This is a genomic window from Massilia sp. W12, from assembly GCF_037300705.1.
GTDB lineage: Bacteria > Pseudomonadota > Gammaproteobacteria > Burkholderiales > Burkholderiaceae_D > JACPVY01.
The window spans coordinates 6,121,498-6,136,891 of the sequence record NZ_CP147776.1 but is presented as its reverse complement, the minus strand read 5'-3'; the positions used below and the strand labels follow the sequence as shown (position 1 = coordinate 6,136,891).

Sequence of the window (15,394 nt, the reverse complement as noted above, 5' to 3'; positions counted from 1 at the left end):
GCCATGCGCGCCAGCTCCGGCGCAACGCACGTAACCCGCTATCTTACCCTTTTTCAACAAAGTTATCCACAGGCGCCGCATCGAATTTATGCATTTGTTGCGAAAAAACCTGCGCGCACAAATGCAGAAATTGTGGTATTTTGCTGCACTTTTCCCGGGCATTCCGTGCTTTTTACAGCAGAATTCCGAAAAATTCCGGCAAACGCCTTGACAGAACAAGGGCTTATGTTGTCTAATCCCCGGTTCTGTGTCCGCCATGTTGATGCACGTTAAGGGTGAAGCGCCCGGGTGCGCGTGAAACGGGCCGGATAGCGCCGTTTTCGGGTGGCAGGCCAGCAGGCAAGCCGCTTAATGACAGTATTTTTTTAGCTCCAGCGAGACCCAACATGAAACGTACTTATCAACCTTCCGTCGTGCGCCGTAAGCGCACCCATGGCTTCCGTTCCCGTATGGCCACCCGTGGCGGCCGCGCTGTGCTGAATGCACGTCGCGGTAAAGGCCGCAAGCGCCTGGCCGTATAAGCGACGGCCCATGCCGCGTGAACAGGCCTGAAACGCCAGCGCAGCACACGCAAGCATTTCCGCGTGAGCACAGGCTATTGAAAACGGATGAATTTTCATCCGTTTTTCGTTTGCGCCCTGCCTGTAAGTCTGCACATTTTGTGCTGTATACACAGGACAAGGCGCTGCCCCACGCCCGTCTCGGGCTGGTGGTGGCGAAACGCTTTGCGCCGCGCGCGGTGACGCGCAATACGATCAAACGTGCAGCGCGCGAGTTGTTCCGCACGCTTGATCTGCCACCGCTTGATTGCCTGCTGCGCCTGTCCAAACCGGTCAACAGCAAGTCCGGCCCCGCCTGCAACGACGCTTTAAAAGCGGAGTTACGGGCGGAATTGGCGCGTCTGTTCCAAAGAGTGGAAAAGCCCCGTCATGCCTCCGACTGAATTTCTGCTGCAACTGCCGGCGCGCCTGCTGCGCCTGGCGGTGCGCGCTTATCAGCTGTGCATCAGCCCGCTGTTGCCGCGCAGCTGCCGTTTTTATCCCAGTTGTTCCAATTACGCTCTGGAAGCGCTCTGCGTCCATGGCGCGCGCCGTGGCGGCTGGCTCAGCCTGCGCCGCATCTGCCGCTGCCATCCCTGGAATGACGGCGGTTACGATCCTGTGCCGCCGCCCAAGTCTTCCCCTGCTGCCGCACCTCGCGGCGGCCATACTTCGTGACTGCCATGCAAACGGATATCAAACGCAATATTTTGTGGGTCGTGCTCCTCACCTCCCTGTTTTTCCTGTGGGATAACTGGATGGTGGCGAACGGCCATACCTCTTTCTTTGCACCGCCGCCCAAACCCAAGCCGCCGGTCGCCGCCTCGCTGCGCAATGATTTGCCGCCGGGCGCCGCCACTGCGGCTGCAGGCGCTGCGCCAGGCGCGATTCCGGCCAGCGCACCCGCGCAAGCCCCGGCGCCGGTCTTCAAACGTGAAGTGATCAGCATCGCCAGCGATGTGATCAAACTCGATGTCGATACCGAAGGCGGGCAAATGACCCGCCTCGAATTGCTGAAATATCGCGACGGCATCGACAAAAACAAAAATCAATTGCTGTTCCATGTGAACGACAAAAACACCTATGTGATGCAGTCCGGCTTGACCGGCCCGGCGATCAATGGCCTGCCGCTGCCAAGCCACAAGAGCGGCTTCCAAGTCCGCCCGGGCGAGCGCACGCTGGCCGCCGGCCGCAATGAATTGCAATTGGTGCTGGAAGCCGAGCAAGGCGGCGTCAAGCTGATCAAAACGTATACCCTGCGTCGTGGCGACTATAAAATCGGGGTGCGGCATGAGATCGTCAACAACAGCGGCGCGCCCGCCACGCCACAGCTGTATATGCAATTCCTGCACGATGGCAACAAACCGCCCGGCGATACTTTCTTCATGAGCAGCTACACCGGCCCCAGCGTGTACACCAATGAAGAGCACTTCCAGAAATTGGAATTCTCTGACGTGGAAAATGGCAAAGCCAAGCACGCCAAGAGCAGCGACAATGGCTGGATTGCCCTGGTGCAGCACTATTTTGTGGCCGCCTTCCTGCCGCCGGAAAAGATCAAGCGCGATATTTACACCAAGAAAGTCGATACCAATCTGTACTCGCTGGGCTATAGCTTCAATCCGGGCGTGATGGCGAATAACAGCAACTACAAGCTGGATGTGAATCTGCTGGCCGGCCCGCAGGAAACCCAAATGCTGACGCAAACCGCTGTCGGCCTGGATCGCGTCAAAGACTACGGCATTCTGCATGTCTTCGCCGAGCCGCTGTTCTGGATGATGGAATTGCTGCACAAACTGATTGGCAATTGGGGCTGGACGATTGTGGTCTTGACCGTCATCATCAAAATGGCGCTGTTCCCCTTGTCTGCCGCCAGCATGCGCAGCATGGCCAAGATGAAAGTGGTGACGCCGAAGATGCAAGCCATCAACGAGCGCTATAAAGACGATCCGGCCAAGAAGAATCAAGCCATGATGGAGCTGTACAAATCGGAAAAAATCAACCCGCTTGGCGGCTGCCTGCCGATTTTGATCCAGATGCCGATCTTCCTCGCCCTGTACTGGGTGCTGCATGCCTCGGTGGAAATCCGCAATGCGCCCTGGATTGGCTGGATTACCGACCTTGCCGCGCCGGATCCCTGGTATGTGCTGCCGGCGATTTATGCGGTGTCGATGTATATCACCACCAAGCTCAACCCGGCTCCGGCAGATCCGATGCAAGCCAAGATGATGCTGTGGATGCCGCTGATTTTCTCGGTCATGTTCTTCTTCTTCCCGTCCGGCCTGGTGCTGTACTGGGTGGTGAATAACATCATGTCGATTGGCCAGCAGTGGGTGATTAACCGCCAGCTGGAAGGCAAGAAGTAAGCCGTTTTGCCGTCAAGATGCCTGCGCTGCGGCGCAGGCATTTTTTTATGTGGAGCTTTCATGTCCCTGTCTGCTTTTGACGCCAGTCCGATAGCCGCCATCGCCACCGCGCCGGGACGCGGCGGAATTGGCGTGGTGCGCGTTTCCGGGCGCCAACTCAAACCCTTGATCGCCGCCCTGTTCGGCCGCGAACTGGCGCCGCGCCACGCCAGCTATCTGCCCTTCACGGCGGCGGATGGCAGCCTGATTGATCAGGGCATCGCCCTGTATTTCCCGGCCCCGCATTCTTACACCGGTGAAGATGTGCTGGAATTGCAAGGCCACGGCGGCCCGGTGGTGCTGCGCATGCTGCTGGCGCGCTGTCTGCAAGCCGGGCAGAATCTGGGCCTGCGCTTAGCCGGCCCGGGCGAATTCACCCAGCGCGCCTTCATGAATGACAAAATGGATTTGGCGCAGGCCGAAGGGGTGGCTGATTTAATTGAAGCGGCCACCGAGGCCGCTGTGAAATCCGCCTCGCAATCGCTGTCCGGCGCCTTTTCGCAAGCTGTCTCAAGCCTGGTCGAACAAGTGATTCAGCTGCGCATGCTGGTCGAAGCCACGCTTGATTTTCCCGAAGAGGAAATCGACTTCCTGGAAAAATCGAATGCGCGCGGCCAGTTGAGCGCGATTCAGCAAGCGTTGCAACAGGTTTTGGATAAGGCCAGCCAGGGCGCATTGCTGCGCGAAGGCTTGAAAGTGGTGCTGGCGGGACAGCCGAATGTGGGCAAATCCAGCCTGCTGAATGCCCTGGCCGGGGCCGAGGTGGCGATTGTGACGCCGATTGCCGGCACCACGCGCGATAAAGTCAGCGAAACCATCCAAATTGAAGGTATTCCGCTGAACATCATCGACACCGCCGGCATCCGCGCCGAACATGAAGCAGCGGATGAGGTGGAGCGCATCGGCATTGCGCGCACCTGGGCCGAATTGGCGCAAGCGGATGTGATTTTGCATTTGCTCGACGCTGACCACGGCCCGCGCGCCGCAGATGAAGCGATGCGCGCCGACTTCCCCGCCGGCGTACCGGTGCTGACGGTGTGGAACAAAATCGACTTATCCGGCCATGCGCCGGCGCGCAGCGTGTTAGCGGACAGCGACGATGTGCATCTGTATTTATCCGCCGCCGACGGGCTGGGCATGGATTTGCTGCGCCAGGAATTATTGCAAATCGCCGGCTGGCGCCAAACGGGCGAATCGCTGTACCTGGCGCGCGAACGGCATTTGCAAGCGCTGCACGCCGCCCGCAACCACCTGCAAGAAGCCGCCGCACACGCCGCCTGCGATGATCAATTGCTCGACCTGTTCGCCGAAGAATTGCGCCAGGCGCAAGAACAACTTTCCTTAATCACCGGCAAATTCACGCCGGACGATTTGCTGGGGGTGATTTTCAGCCGGTTTTGTATTGGGAAATGAGTTTGGGCGGGGGGATATATCAAGCGGGCATGCTGTGTTTTCCTGAGTATGCGCTCATGTTGCAACTGAATTTTGGTGCGCAACGGGGGTGGCAGTTTTGGCGGGGGAGCGCCATTGGCAGGTGTTATGTCTAAGTTTTTCAACTGACCAAAGTGGCGCATATAGAATGTCTGAAATTGCAAGGCATTTCGACGTACACTACATGACCGTCAGCCGGGCAATGCGCTGGTACAAGATGCAAAGGTGTGAATAAGTGAGGAATGGTGACTGTTCAGCCTTCATAAGGATGGACGAAGCAGATTCCGTTCGCCCTGAGCCTGTCGAAGGGCATGGTTGATCATGGAAAACCGTGGTTCGACAAGCTCACCACGAATGGCAAAACCATGGTTCGACAAGCCCGGCACAATGAAGCTGCAACCCGCTTGGTATATAAACCGACTTGTTAGCGCAGTGGCTATATAGATACGAGGAATGTTGAAATGTTAGAGCTGCTCCCTGCATTCAGCGCGCCTGCTTCGTGCCCCCCCTTAAAACTGCCCCCGGCATTCATTCATTACAACTCAGTTATCGACATCAATCTTTCTTCGCTGACCAGCCTGGCGGCATGAGCCAAATCGCGAGGCGATTGAACCAGCCCTTGGTTTTCCCCATATCACGCCACAAGCGGCCAAGTTCGCAAAAGTGAACGGTCCAAGGATTGACGCTGTTAATGGGATGGGTGATGCCGTAGATTGGCGCTTCTTCCTCGCGCTGATAAGTGCCAAATATACGATCCCACACAATCAATACAGCACCATAATTTTTATCCTGATATAGCGCTTGCACACCGTGGTGCACCCGATGGTTGGAGGGAGTGTTGAGCCATGCATCCAGCCATTTTAATTTGCCGATAGATTCGGTATGCACCCATGTTTGATACGAGAGAATCAAAGTGAAGCAAGCAAAGACGATGGTTGGACTGAAGCCAATCAAGATAATCGGCAAATAAAACCACGGCGTGAAAAAACTATCAACAAATGAGATCCGAAAAGTGGTGGTTTGATCAAACTGCGGTGAGCTATGATGTACTGAATGATACAGCGCCCATAATCCACGAATCCGATGCGAGCAGCGATGATCCCAGTAATACATAAAATCAACTAAGAGCAAGCAAATAAAAGCGGATATTGGCGTAGTGGGGATTTCCCAAGGTGACATTTCTCCTGCCGCGAGATAGAAGGCACTAACCACAGCCAAGACAAAAGCGCCAGTGAGAAGGTCTGGAATAAGTGGGCTGACGCTGGCCGCCATTTCTTTTATTGCCGACCAATTGAGTTTTCTTTTTTTCCAGCGCCGCCAGATTTCCAATGGCAAAAGTACAAAAATAATGCAATTCAATAATATGGCTAAGCCATTTACGGCTTCTACAGTAGTGATCATTGCGAAATTCTCCATGAATACTTTGCCAGCAACTTTATTCACAGATAATTTTTTTGTCAATGTTTACCTTGACAGCTATCCACTGCTTTTTCAAGGCTGTAAACTGGGCGGAAAGGCGGGGTAAGCTCTTGCGCGCGCCCCTTGGCTACCCCCTTCCCTCCATCACCTCAGCCGGCTTGCCTTTGTTTGATGGCTTCCTCGCTATGGATAGAAATCAATGGGGTCAGACTCGATTGATCCAGCAAAGGTATAGGCTTCGCCGTTCCAGCGGCTCGCCTTCGGCGCCCGCTGAACTCACACCTTAGACGCCGCAGAATGTCATCCTTCTCCGATCCGAAAGCCATTGCCGGTTACGCAGAAAACGCAAACCGCCGCGTCCCTGGTCTAAGTGACAAACATAGCATGTCAACCTTGCTGTTGACTGAAGGATCAATGGAATCAATGGGGTCAGACTCGATTGATCAAGCAAAGGTATAGCCTTCGCCGTCCCAGCGGATCGCCTGCTGCGCCTGCCAGACTCAAACGCAGGCGTCAATTCCCTGTTCGCTGGAAATCAATGGGGTCAGACTCGATTGATCCAGCAAAGGTATAGGCTTCGCCGTTCCAGCGGCTCGCCTTCGGCGCCCGCTGAACTCACACCTTAGACGCCGCAGAATGTCATCCTTCTCCGATCCGAAAGCCATTGCCGGTTACGCAGAAAACGCAAACCGCCGCGTCCCTGGTCTAAGTGACAAACATAGCATGTCAACCTTGCTGTTGACTGAAGGATCAATGGAATCAATGGGGTCAGACTCGATTGATCAAGCAAAGGTATAGCCTTCGCCGTCCCAGCGGATCGCCTGCTGCGCCTGCCAGACTCAAACGCAGGCGTCAATTCCCTGTTCGCTGTATTGTTCTGGTATATTTGGAATCAATAGGGTCAGACTCGATTGATCCAGCAAAGGTATAGCCTTCGCCGTCCCAGCGGATCGCCTGCTGCGCCTGCCAGACTCAAACGCAGGCGTCAATTCCCTGTTCGCTGTATTGTTCTGGTATATTTCAGCTCTTGCCTGCGCCAACGTTCATCGTCTTTGCTGGCTTGGCATCACGCAGTAGAAGGTTTTTACTCCCGTAAGCTTTATTTTGCGAGGACGCTTTGGCTGGTTTTCAATTCACAAAGGCTGTTGCCTCATCAAACAGCCTAAGCCATCGTTCCAGCGGCTCGCCTTCGGCGCCCGCTGAACTCACACCATAGGGCGCACGATCATGCGGGCACTTTTTGTTCACGGGATGGGGCGAACTCCGATTTCTGCTTGGCCTTTGCTCTGGAAGCTAAAACGCGGCGGTTTATCTCCTGAAAGTTTTGCCTATTTCACCCCTGTAGAGAGTTTCGCCAGTATTGAACGAAGGCTCATTTCACGAATTACAGCTCTAGCCGCACAAGGGGATTACGTGGTTATCGGTCATTCACTTGGCGGCGTCTTGCTGCGAAGCGCACTGAAGTCTTTGCCGTCAGGCCTTCGCAGGCCCCGTCACATATTCTTGCTTGCTTCGCCAATATATCCATCTCGCCTTGCGCAACGGCTCTCATCAAACATCCTCTACAAAGCCATTACGGGAGATTGCGGACAATTTCTTGCTTCTGGCTCGCGCATGGAGGAAATCGGTTCTGCCTCTGATCCAATCACCGCAATTGTCGGCGTTCGAGGTTTTTCCTTGAAATGTGCTCCATTCCACGGGGAGCCAAACGACGGTGTTGTCGCTGTTTCAGAGGTCAGCGCAGAATGGCTGCGTGATCAAGAGAGAATCGATGAAATGCATACCCTGATTCCCGCCAGCAGGCGTGTCGGCGAGATTATTCTGCGTAAGCTGTTCCAACATGCGCCCTAACCATTCCGTCGAGAGGCACCGCCCACAAGCTGCGCTTGCGGGTTCTCTTCGCGGCTTCGCCGCTGCGGCGGCCCCTCACGTCAAACATTAGGCGTCTAAAGCATGTCGCAATCGCTCATCAAGGCACTGGAAGAATTCACCGCGCCACACGACGAAACGCAACTCCGGAAACTGGAGAAAGCAATCTCTGCAGCACGCCCCGAAGAACTGGCGCTGCCCGAGTTCAAGGCACTGCTCCGCGTTTTCGAGCGATTTCCAGAAGACGATGGCTATGGGATCTTCTGGTCTATCTTGCACCGCCTTGAGGCCTGCAAAGGGTATGAGCCGGCGCTCATTGCGTCTGTCAAGCACGCCCCCGGGACGTTCAATCTTCTTATGCTCAATCGCTTGCACAATGGCGGCATCGCTGAAGTCGATGGCCAATCGCTCCTTTCAATGCTGGCTGCGGTCGCCGCCAATCCTGCGGCATCAGGGAGTGCGCGTCAGTCAGCTCAGGACTTTATCTCTTACCAAAACGCAAAGAGGAACACAGACGCCTAAGCCCTCGAACCTCAGGCAAAACGAAGCGTCTGCGACACCCCTGATTCATAACCCTGCGCTTGCTGGCGAAATGCCTTGATATAAGGCATGCAGGCGCCTGCATGCCACGTCAAACAGAAAAATGCAGCCATCCATGCCTGCAGGAAATTTTTATTGCCGCAACAAAACATCGCTATGCGGCATTCCACCAAAGTAGAAAGATGTGTTGTAAGACAGTCTCATTTCTCACTACTTCTGCTTATTTTCAAAAATTGCTGGGCTAAAATCAATTCATGCGCCTGTCCCATTGCGCAGCAAATCCGGCTGTTCGTATTTTGCGTTTCAAAATTCTTCTTTTCCCGGCCTGGCTGATTAAACAGATTCAGCGCGGGTCTTTGTTTTCCCTTGTGCGATATAGGAAAGTGAAATGAATGATTTGCTGCGCTGCAAGCTGATAGGCTCATCCGGGAAATTCCGCCAGGTTTGTCATACCATCGAAAAATTTGCCGGCGTCAACGCCACGACGCTGATTATCGGGGAAACCGGCACCGGGAAAGAACTTGCCGCACGGGCCATTCACTATCAAAGCGCACGCAAAAATCAAGCCTTTATTCCCGTCAATTGCGGCGCCTTGCCGGAAGCGCTGGTGGAAAGCGAGTTATTCGGACATGAGCGCGGCGCCTTTACTGACGCCAAGGCGGCGGCCCCCGGTCTGGTGGCGGAAGCGGATGGCGGCACCCTGTTTCTCGATGAAATCGACGCCCTGAGCCTGAAAGCGCAAGCTGCATTACTGCGCTTTTTGCAAGACAAAACTTATCGCAGAGTAGGCAGCGGCGTCGAACGGCAGGCCGATGTGCGTATTCTGGCAGCCTGCAACGCCAACCTTGATGAATTGGTGCAGGCGCGTCAATTCCGCCGCGATCTCTTATACCGGATTAATGTCTTGACCCTGCGCATGCCGGCATTGCGGGAACGGGAAGGCGATGCGCTGGAATTGGCGCATTGTTTTTTGCAACGCCTGAGCCACCAATACCGCATGCCGCAAAAAACCTTACACCCCTCTGCACAACAATGGATTGTGCAATACAACTGGCCGGGCAATATCCGTGAATTGGAAAATGTGATTCATCGCGAATTTTTAATGTGCGACAGCGATGTGATTCAATTTAGCGCGGCGCCAGGCTTTGCAGAGGAGGATGCGTCAGAGCAGCCATTGCGCTATCCCGCCTCGTTCAAAGACGCCAAAGCTTTGGCGATTGCCGAATTTGAACGCCGCTTCCTGCGTCAAATGTTGCAACAAACCCAGGGCAATTTAACCCGCGCAGCTGAGTTGTCCGGGCAGGAGCGCAGCGCATTTGGCAAACTGGCGCGCAAACATGGCTTGCACATGGAAAATTTTGCGCAGCGCCAGGAGATTGAATAAGGCGCCGCCGCAGCCCTGCCCGCTCTGCGCGCAAGCAGCAGACATGACTGTTTTCTTTTAGTAGTTTTACATGAAAACTGGAATATAATCATGCTCGCTTTACACCCCCATACCATGGGTGGATATTATCCTGTAGCACTCAACTTGCCGCGAACATGATGCAAACAACCCACGCGCAATCGCCTGATGCGACCATCCAATTTGTCATCAGTGCGATTGAACTTTATCTGCAACGCCATCCTGACAGCGCAGACACCGCAGAAGGCATTCACCAATGGTGGATAGAATGGCCGCAGCAAGCGGAATCCCTGCACATCACCTTGCTTGCGCTGCAAGAGCTGGAAAAACGCGGCCTGATTTGCGCACAGCGCATCGGCAACCGCGAAATCTGGCGCCGCCCGCGCCCGCCCAGCGCATAAAAAGCAGCCAGCCAATCGCGCGCCCGCTCAAGCAGCGGGCTTTTTTATGCCCGCAGATTTTTTGCCTCAGGGAAAGAGTGAAATAACACCCATGGCGGCAAATTCCACCCAGCCCGCATGACAGTAAGGCCTCTGCCGCCGGCGGGTGAAATTCCACCCTTAACACCGGGCAACAGTTTAAAAGTTCTTTTTTTTCAATCGCTTAGCAAATAAGGCCGGCATGGCACAGGGCTTGCAATGTATTCCCTGTGCGATTCCGGCCTTCGCAGTTTGAGGGAGGATGCACTGTCCGCGCTGCAGGGCATGGCGGCTGTTACGCCTTCCGCCCGGCCGCAAAGCACAGGAATCGCAGCTGAAAATGGGTTGCATGCCTGGCATGCAGGTCGTTTTGCCGCCGTTTTCGCAAGCAGCGAAGCGGCGACAAAAGATCGTCAATTGACTTTTACTGTGACTTTGGAGCGAGGTCTCAAGATGACTGAAAGCGTGCAAAAGAAACTCCTGCGTGTCAGGCCACCCAGGGTAAAAATCACTTACGACGTCGAAACCGGCGGCGCGATTGAAAAGAAAGAGCTGCCCTTCATCGTCGGCATTCTGGCTGACTTGAAAGGCGAGCGCGAAGATCCGGCCAACTATGAAAGCCTGAAGACCAGGAATATGGTTGATATCGATCGCGACAACTTCAACGATGTGATGGCCACCATCAAGCCGCGCGTGGTGCTGAACAAAGCGAAGGAAGCCGATCCCACGCTGAAGGCGCTATTGAAAGATGCGGCTGATCTGGAACTGACGTTCGCCAATATCGACGCCTTTGAACCGCTGGCCGTGATCCAGGCGCTGCCCTCAGTACGCGCGGTATATGGCGCCCGCAGCCAAATCCGCGACCTGCAAGCCAAGGCAGAGTCAAATGATGTGGTGGCCAAGATTTTGGATGATCTGGTCGAACCGCTGAACCCCGGCAACGACGCCAACCCGGCCCTGAGCAATGCGGCCGCCGAACAGGCCGCTAAAGACATCGCCGCCGCGCTCAAGTTGGAAGAAGACAAGATTGCGCTCAGCATGACTGCCTTCAAAGAGCAATTAAACACCTATTTCAATGATAGCAATGCAGCAGTGGCGAGCGCGATCAGCAATGCGCGTCAGCGCGGCACCACCGCCGTGATTGATGAATTGGTGGCGCTGATTGATGACATGCTGAGCAAAGCCCTGTCGGCCATCATGCACAGCGCCGGCTTCAAGCAAATGGAAGCGACCTGGCGCGGCCTGCAATATCTGGTGTTCAACACAGAAACCGGGCCGATGCTGAAGTTGAAAGTGTTCAACGCCACCAAGGATGAGCTGCGTAAAGACATGCTCAAGGCGGTGGAATTTGACCAAAGCCGTTTGTTCAAATTGATTTATGAAGCGGAATACGGCACTTACGGCGGCCATCCCTACAGCCTGTTGGTGGGGGATTACGCGATTGGTCACACTGGCGCGGACATCGATTTTCTGAAGAAAATGGCGGAAGTCGCCGCCGCCGCGCACGCGCCATTCATCGCCCAGGCCTCGGAAGAGTTATTCGGTCTGAGCGGTTTTGACAAGCTGGACAAGCCGCGTGATTTGAAAAAAATCTTTGAAGGCGGCGATTTGATTCAATGGCAAGCCTTCCGCGAAATGGAAGATGCGCGTTATGTCACACTGGCGCTGCCGCGCGCCCTGTTGCGGCTGCCGTATGGCGCGCCGACCAAGCGCAACACCACACACTGCGAAGCGCTGAATTTCAATGAGCAGGTCAGCAATGCCGCAGAGCCGATTGTGTTTGGCCCAAATGGCGAACCGGTTTCCTACGCCAACCCGGACGCCGATCATTTCCTGTGGGGCAATCCGGCGTTCCTGCTGGCCGAACGCATCACCAACGCCTTTTCTCTGTACAACTGGACCGCTGCGATTCGCGGCGTGGAAGGCGGCGGCCTGGTGGAAGGTTTGCCGGTGTACACCTTCACCTCGGCCAATGGCAGCACTGAGCTGTTCTGCCCGACCGAAGTGTCGATCACAGACCGCCGTGAAAAAGAGTTGAATGATCTTGGCTTCATTTCCCTGTGCCACTGCAAAGGGACAGGAAAGGCGGCATTCTTCGGCGGCCAGACCACCAATCTGCCGAAAAAATATTTCTCCGACAACGCCAACGCCAACGCCAAAATCTCGGCCATGTTGCCGTATATGCTGGCGGCCTCGCGCTTTGCCCACTACATCAAAGTGATCATGCGCGAAAAAATCGGCAGCTTCCTCACCCGTGGCAATGTCGAGTCCTATCTGAACACCTGGATTTCCAATTACGTGCTGCTGGATGACAACGCTTCCCAGGAAGCCAAAGCCAGTTATCCGCTGCGCGAAGCGAATGTGGTGGTGACAGACGTTCCGGGGGAGCCTGGTTCCTACCGCGCCACGGTGTTCTTAAAACCGCACTTTCAATTGGAAGAGTTGACCACCTCGATCCGTCTGGTCGCGAATCTGCCCAAATAAGCGCATTGCCACCATTTTTGAGGAGTTGTTATGGATTTGATTTTATTGGAGCCTGGTAATCAGGACATGATCAGCGGCACCAGCGTGACCATGATCGATAAAGACTGGCGCGATCCGAATCTGGATTTCAGTAAAAAATGCATTGAACTGGTGTCCCTGCACCAGGGTATGCAACAACAGATCACGACCGATGTGAGTAATCGCGCGCGCACCTCCGGGCGGCCGATTATCACCGAATTCACGGTGGTGAAATACGTCGATGCGACCTCAGTCAAGCTGTATGAATATTGCCTGCGCGCTGAGCCGCTCGGGGTTGGCGCAGACAAGCCGACCAAGATCTATATCGCGCGCAATTCCGGCGATAAAACGGCCAACATCATCACCATCCAGCTGCGTGACGCGATCATCAGCGAAATCCAGTTTCAGACCCACCCGGATGATATGCCGACCGAGCAATTCAAAATCAACTTCACGGAAATCATCTGGACTTACACCGTGCAGGAAAACGATATGTCCCGCCCAGGCAGCATTACCGCCGGCTGGAGCATCTCGCACAACCGGCCGCTTGCTGGCAAATTCAGTTGAACGGCGTGAGCAGGCCGCCGCCACGCATTGCTGGCGGCGGGCGGCCTGATCAGTTTGGCGCGGAGGGTCTATGCAGTTTTTACTGGAGCGACTGGCGGCAGCGCCGGCGGCCAACCGGGAAAGCGCAAGCGCCGCACTGAAAACCGCCGTCGCGGCGCAAATCCAGCGGCTGGTCGCCGCGCGCGTGGTGGAGTATGGCAATGACATGAATTTGCTGGAAGCAGGTGTGCCGAATGTGGTGGAAATCAGCGCGGGCGACAAACACGATCTGGAACGTTATGCGCTGCGCTTAACCCGCCTGATCAAGCGCTATGAACCGCGTTTGCTGGAACCCAAGATCGTGGTGCAAGCCAGTGGCGATCCACAGCAGCCGTTCCGCTTGATGATCAAAGGCCATCTGGATGACAGCGTTGAGATAGAAACTTTTTACTTTGAACTGCCAAGGCACTGACCAGGGGAACTGCGATGCAAGCCGCCAACGCCAAATTGAAAGATCATTTCCGCGAGGAATTGAAGGCATTGCGCACTGAAGCCATCGGTTTCAGCGAAAAGCATCCCGAACTGGCGCGCGATCTGGGCCTGAATGCGCGTCAGGCCAGCGATCCGCAGGTGGAAATGCTGCTGCAGTCGTTTGCTTTTCTGACTGGCCGCCTGCGCCAGCAAATCGAGCAGGACAAAGCCTTTGTGCCGAACGCCCTGCTGGGCTTCCTGTATCCCCATCTGAGCGCGCCGCTGCCGTCGATGCTGATCGCGCAACTCGGGGTCAAGCCGGACGGGCCGAATTTCGCCAAAGAGCAAATTCTTGAACGGGGCCGCTACGTATGGGCCAACGCCACCAACAATCTCGGATTGCAAATCGAGTGCCGCTTCCGCACCTGCTATGAAACGCCCTTGCTGCCCTTGCTGATTGATGAAATCGGCATGGAAGCCGCCGCCGAATACCGCATTCTTGGCAGCCTGAGCAAAGCGCAATCCGTGTTGCGGGTCAAGCTCAAAGCTGACGGCGTGGGACAGATTCAAATCCAGGGCAAGGGGCCGCAGCGCTTGCGCTTTTACATCAATGACGCCGACCCGCATGCTTTCGCCCTATACGAAATGCTGTCCCTGCATCTGTTGGCGGTGACGATTGCGCCAGCCGGCGGCGGCGCCCATCCCGGCTTGCTGCCGGCGGCAAACTTGCACTGGCTGGGCATGCGCGAAGATGAGGCGATGCTGCCGGCCAACAGCAGCACCCATCCCGGTTACCGCTTGCTGCAGGAATATTTTTCATTCCCTGAAAAATTCCTGTTTTTTGAAGTGGTGAATCTGGATCAACTCAATTTCAATGGCCATGACAACAGTTTTGAGCTGCTGTTTGTGCTGAGTGCGCCGCACGATCCCAACCAGCAATTCACCCCGCACACGCTGCGCATGAATTGCGTACCGCTGATTAATCTGTTTTCGCAACGCATCGATCCGATTGCGCTCGACCATACCGAATACGAATATCACCTGATGGGGGATATGAAGAATCATCGCTATTGCGAAGTGTATGCGATTGAGGAACTGGAATCGGTCTCCAGCAAAGGCAGCCCGCGCCCCATCGTGCCCTACTTTGCAATGGAAGATGTGACGCGCATGGAGCAGCAGGATTATTTCTATGTCGCGCGGCGCGAATTGTGCCAAACCAAGAACATCGCCGGCAGCGAGATGTTCGTCTCGTTTTTAGATCAAAACCTGTCACTGGCGCTGCCGCCGGATGAAGTGGTGGGCGGACGCGCGCTGTGCACCAATCGCCGGCTGCCGGAACAATTGCTGTGCGGCAGCCCGATGCATCTGGAAGGCGCAGGCCCGGTGACATACATCAGCGCCTTCACCAAACCGACTGCGCATCACTGCCCGCTGCAAAACGGGCAGCGCCCGTGGGCGCTGGTCTCGCAACTGTCTTTAAATCACTTATCGCTTGCCAGCGGCGCACAAGCACACCGCGCGCTGAAAGAAATTCTGCGTTTGCACATCGGCTCCAATCCTAACCAGGGCAATCAGCAAGTGGATGCGATTCTGGATATACGCGCGCGCAATATTGTGCGCCATCAACACCGCGACGCCTGGCGCGGCTTTGTGCGCGGACTGGAATTGACCCTGTTGCTCGACCGCAGCGCATTTGAACACGGCAGCGCAGTGCTGTTTTGCAGCGTGTTGCGGCATTTTTTCCGGCTTTACGCCAGCGTCAACCAAATCGTTGAGCTGGCGCTCGAAACGAATGATCTCAAAGGGACACTGAAACAATGGCAACCATTGGCCGGCGCAACGATCGTACTCTAA

At 55.3% G+C, this 15,394-nt stretch carries 15 protein-coding genes; 14 read left to right on the top strand and 1 reads right to left on the bottom strand.

Annotated elements, in window-relative coordinates; genetic code table 11:
* Positions 1-3 precede the first annotated feature (3 nt).
* From V8J88_RS25350 to mnmE, 6 genes are all read left to right on the top strand, one after another.
* Positions 4-273: a hypothetical protein gene (locus tag V8J88_RS25350; RefSeq protein WP_338847079.1), complete on the top strand. Its 270-nt coding sequence runs from the start codon at positions 4-6 to the stop codon at positions 271-273.
* A gap of 113 nt (positions 274-386) precedes the next feature.
* Positions 387-521, top strand: a complete 135-nt coding sequence (rpmH, locus tag V8J88_RS25345) for a 50S ribosomal protein L34 (RefSeq protein ID WP_338847078.1) — start codon at positions 387-389, stop codon at positions 519-521.
* Between the two features lie 17 nt (positions 522-538).
* Positions 539-943, top strand: a complete 405-nt coding sequence (gene rnpA / locus V8J88_RS25340; protein ID WP_338847077.1) for a ribonuclease P protein component — start codon at positions 539-541, stop codon at positions 941-943.
* Positions 930-1,217 (top strand): membrane protein insertion efficiency factor YidD, encoded by a 288-nt coding sequence (gene yidD / locus V8J88_RS25335; RefSeq protein ID WP_338847076.1) that lies wholly within the window; start codon positions 930-932, stop codon positions 1,215-1,217. Before rnpA ends, yidD begins: the two co-directional genes overlap by 14 nt.
* 5 nt (positions 1,218-1,222) lie before the next feature.
* Positions 1,223-2,902: a membrane protein insertase YidC gene (gene yidC, locus V8J88_RS25330; RefSeq protein ID WP_338847075.1), complete on the top strand. Its 1,680-nt coding sequence runs from the start codon at positions 1,223-1,225 to the stop codon at positions 2,900-2,902.
* Positions 2,903-2,962: 60 nt separating this feature from the next.
* Positions 2,963-4,354 carry a tRNA uridine-5-carboxymethylaminomethyl(34) synthesis GTPase MnmE gene (gene mnmE, locus V8J88_RS25325; protein WP_338847074.1) on the top strand — a complete coding sequence of 464 codons (1,392 nt, stop codon included), beginning with the start codon at positions 2,963-2,965 and terminating at the stop codon, positions 4,352-4,354.
* A 573-nt stretch (positions 4,355-4,927) separates the two neighbouring features.
* On the opposite strand, the gene V8J88_RS25320 is transcribed toward mnmE, so the two are convergent.
* The gene (locus V8J88_RS25320) at positions 4,928-5,773 is read right to left on the bottom strand and encodes a sterol desaturase family protein (RefSeq protein ID WP_338847073.1); all 846 of its coding nucleotides are present in this window, start codon (positions 5,771-5,773) and stop codon (positions 4,928-4,930) included.
* 1,245 nt (positions 5,774-7,018) lie between these two features.
* On the opposite strand from V8J88_RS25320, the gene V8J88_RS25315 reads away from it, so the two are divergent.
* From V8J88_RS25315 to tssF, 8 genes are all read left to right on the top strand, one after another.
* Complete coding sequence (locus V8J88_RS25315; RefSeq protein WP_338847072.1) at positions 7,019-7,642, top strand: alpha/beta fold hydrolase; 624 nt, start codon at positions 7,019-7,021, stop codon at positions 7,640-7,642.
* A 102-nt stretch (positions 7,643-7,744) separates the two neighbouring features.
* A complete protein-coding gene (locus V8J88_RS25310) occupies positions 7,745-8,182 on the top strand; it encodes a hypothetical protein (RefSeq protein WP_338847071.1) in 438 nt (145 codons plus the stop codon).
* A gap of 406 nt (positions 8,183-8,588) precedes the next feature.
* Positions 8,589-9,584, top strand: coding sequence for a sigma-54 dependent transcriptional regulator (locus tag V8J88_RS25305; RefSeq protein ID WP_338847070.1), 996 nt, complete (start codon positions 8,589-8,591; stop codon positions 9,582-9,584).
* Between the two features lie 155 nt (positions 9,585-9,739).
* Positions 9,740-10,003, top strand: coding sequence for a hypothetical protein (locus V8J88_RS25300; protein WP_338847069.1), 264 nt, complete (start codon positions 9,740-9,742; stop codon positions 10,001-10,003).
* Between the two features lie 471 nt (positions 10,004-10,474).
* Positions 10,475-12,505, top strand: coding sequence for a type VI secretion system contractile sheath large subunit (gene tssC, locus V8J88_RS25295; RefSeq protein ID WP_338847068.1), 2,031 nt, complete (start codon positions 10,475-10,477; stop codon positions 12,503-12,505).
* A gap of 30 nt (positions 12,506-12,535) precedes the next feature.
* Positions 12,536-13,090: a type VI secretion system tube protein Hcp gene (locus tag V8J88_RS25290; protein ID WP_338847067.1), complete on the top strand. Its 555-nt coding sequence runs from the start codon at positions 12,536-12,538 to the stop codon at positions 13,088-13,090.
* Positions 13,091-13,160: 70 nt separating this feature from the next.
* The gene (locus V8J88_RS25285; protein ID WP_338847066.1) at positions 13,161-13,541 is read left to right on the top strand and encodes a type VI secretion system baseplate subunit TssE; all 381 of its coding nucleotides are present in this window, start codon (positions 13,161-13,163) and stop codon (positions 13,539-13,541) included.
* A 14-nt stretch (positions 13,542-13,555) separates the two neighbouring features.
* Positions 13,556-15,394, top strand: coding sequence for a type VI secretion system baseplate subunit TssF (gene tssF / locus V8J88_RS25280; protein WP_338847065.1), 1,839 nt, complete (start codon positions 13,556-13,558; stop codon positions 15,392-15,394).

Bases quoted from the DNA above. Each gene is read 5' to 3' on its own strand.
- V8J88_RS25350 (WP_338847079.1), top strand. From the start codon at position 4: ATGCGCGCCAGCTCCGGCGCAACGCACGTAACCCGCTATCTTACCCTT.
- rpmH (WP_338847078.1), top strand. From the start codon at position 387: ATGAAACGTACTTATCAACCTTCCGTCGTGCGCCGTAAGCGCACCCAT.
- yidD (WP_338847076.1), top strand. From the start codon at position 930: ATGCCTCCGACTGAATTTCTGCTGCAACTGCCGGCGCGCCTGCTGCGC.
- yidC (WP_338847075.1), top strand. From the start codon at position 1,223: ATGCAAACGGATATCAAACGCAATATTTTGTGGGTCGTGCTCCTCACC.
- mnmE (WP_338847074.1), top strand. From the start codon at position 2,963: ATGTCCCTGTCTGCTTTTGACGCCAGTCCGATAGCCGCCATCGCCACC.
- V8J88_RS25320 (WP_338847073.1), bottom strand. From the start codon at position 5,773: ATGATCACTACTGTAGAAGCCGTAAATGGCTTAGCCATATTATTGAAT.
- V8J88_RS25315 (WP_338847072.1), top strand. From the start codon at position 7,019: ATGCGGGCACTTTTTGTTCACGGGATGGGGCGAACTCCGATTTCTGCT.
- V8J88_RS25310 (WP_338847071.1), top strand. From the start codon at position 7,745: ATGTCGCAATCGCTCATCAAGGCACTGGAAGAATTCACCGCGCCACAC.
- V8J88_RS25305 (WP_338847070.1), top strand. From the start codon at position 8,589: ATGAATGATTTGCTGCGCTGCAAGCTGATAGGCTCATCCGGGAAATTC.
- V8J88_RS25300 (WP_338847069.1), top strand. From the start codon at position 9,740: ATGATGCAAACAACCCACGCGCAATCGCCTGATGCGACCATCCAATTT.
- tssC (WP_338847068.1), top strand. From the start codon at position 10,475: ATGACTGAAAGCGTGCAAAAGAAACTCCTGCGTGTCAGGCCACCCAGG.
- V8J88_RS25290 (WP_338847067.1), top strand. From the start codon at position 12,536: ATGGATTTGATTTTATTGGAGCCTGGTAATCAGGACATGATCAGCGGC.
- V8J88_RS25285 (WP_338847066.1), top strand. From the start codon at position 13,161: ATGCAGTTTTTACTGGAGCGACTGGCGGCAGCGCCGGCGGCCAACCGG.
- tssF (WP_338847065.1), top strand. From the start codon at position 13,556: ATGCAAGCCGCCAACGCCAAATTGAAAGATCATTTCCGCGAGGAATTG.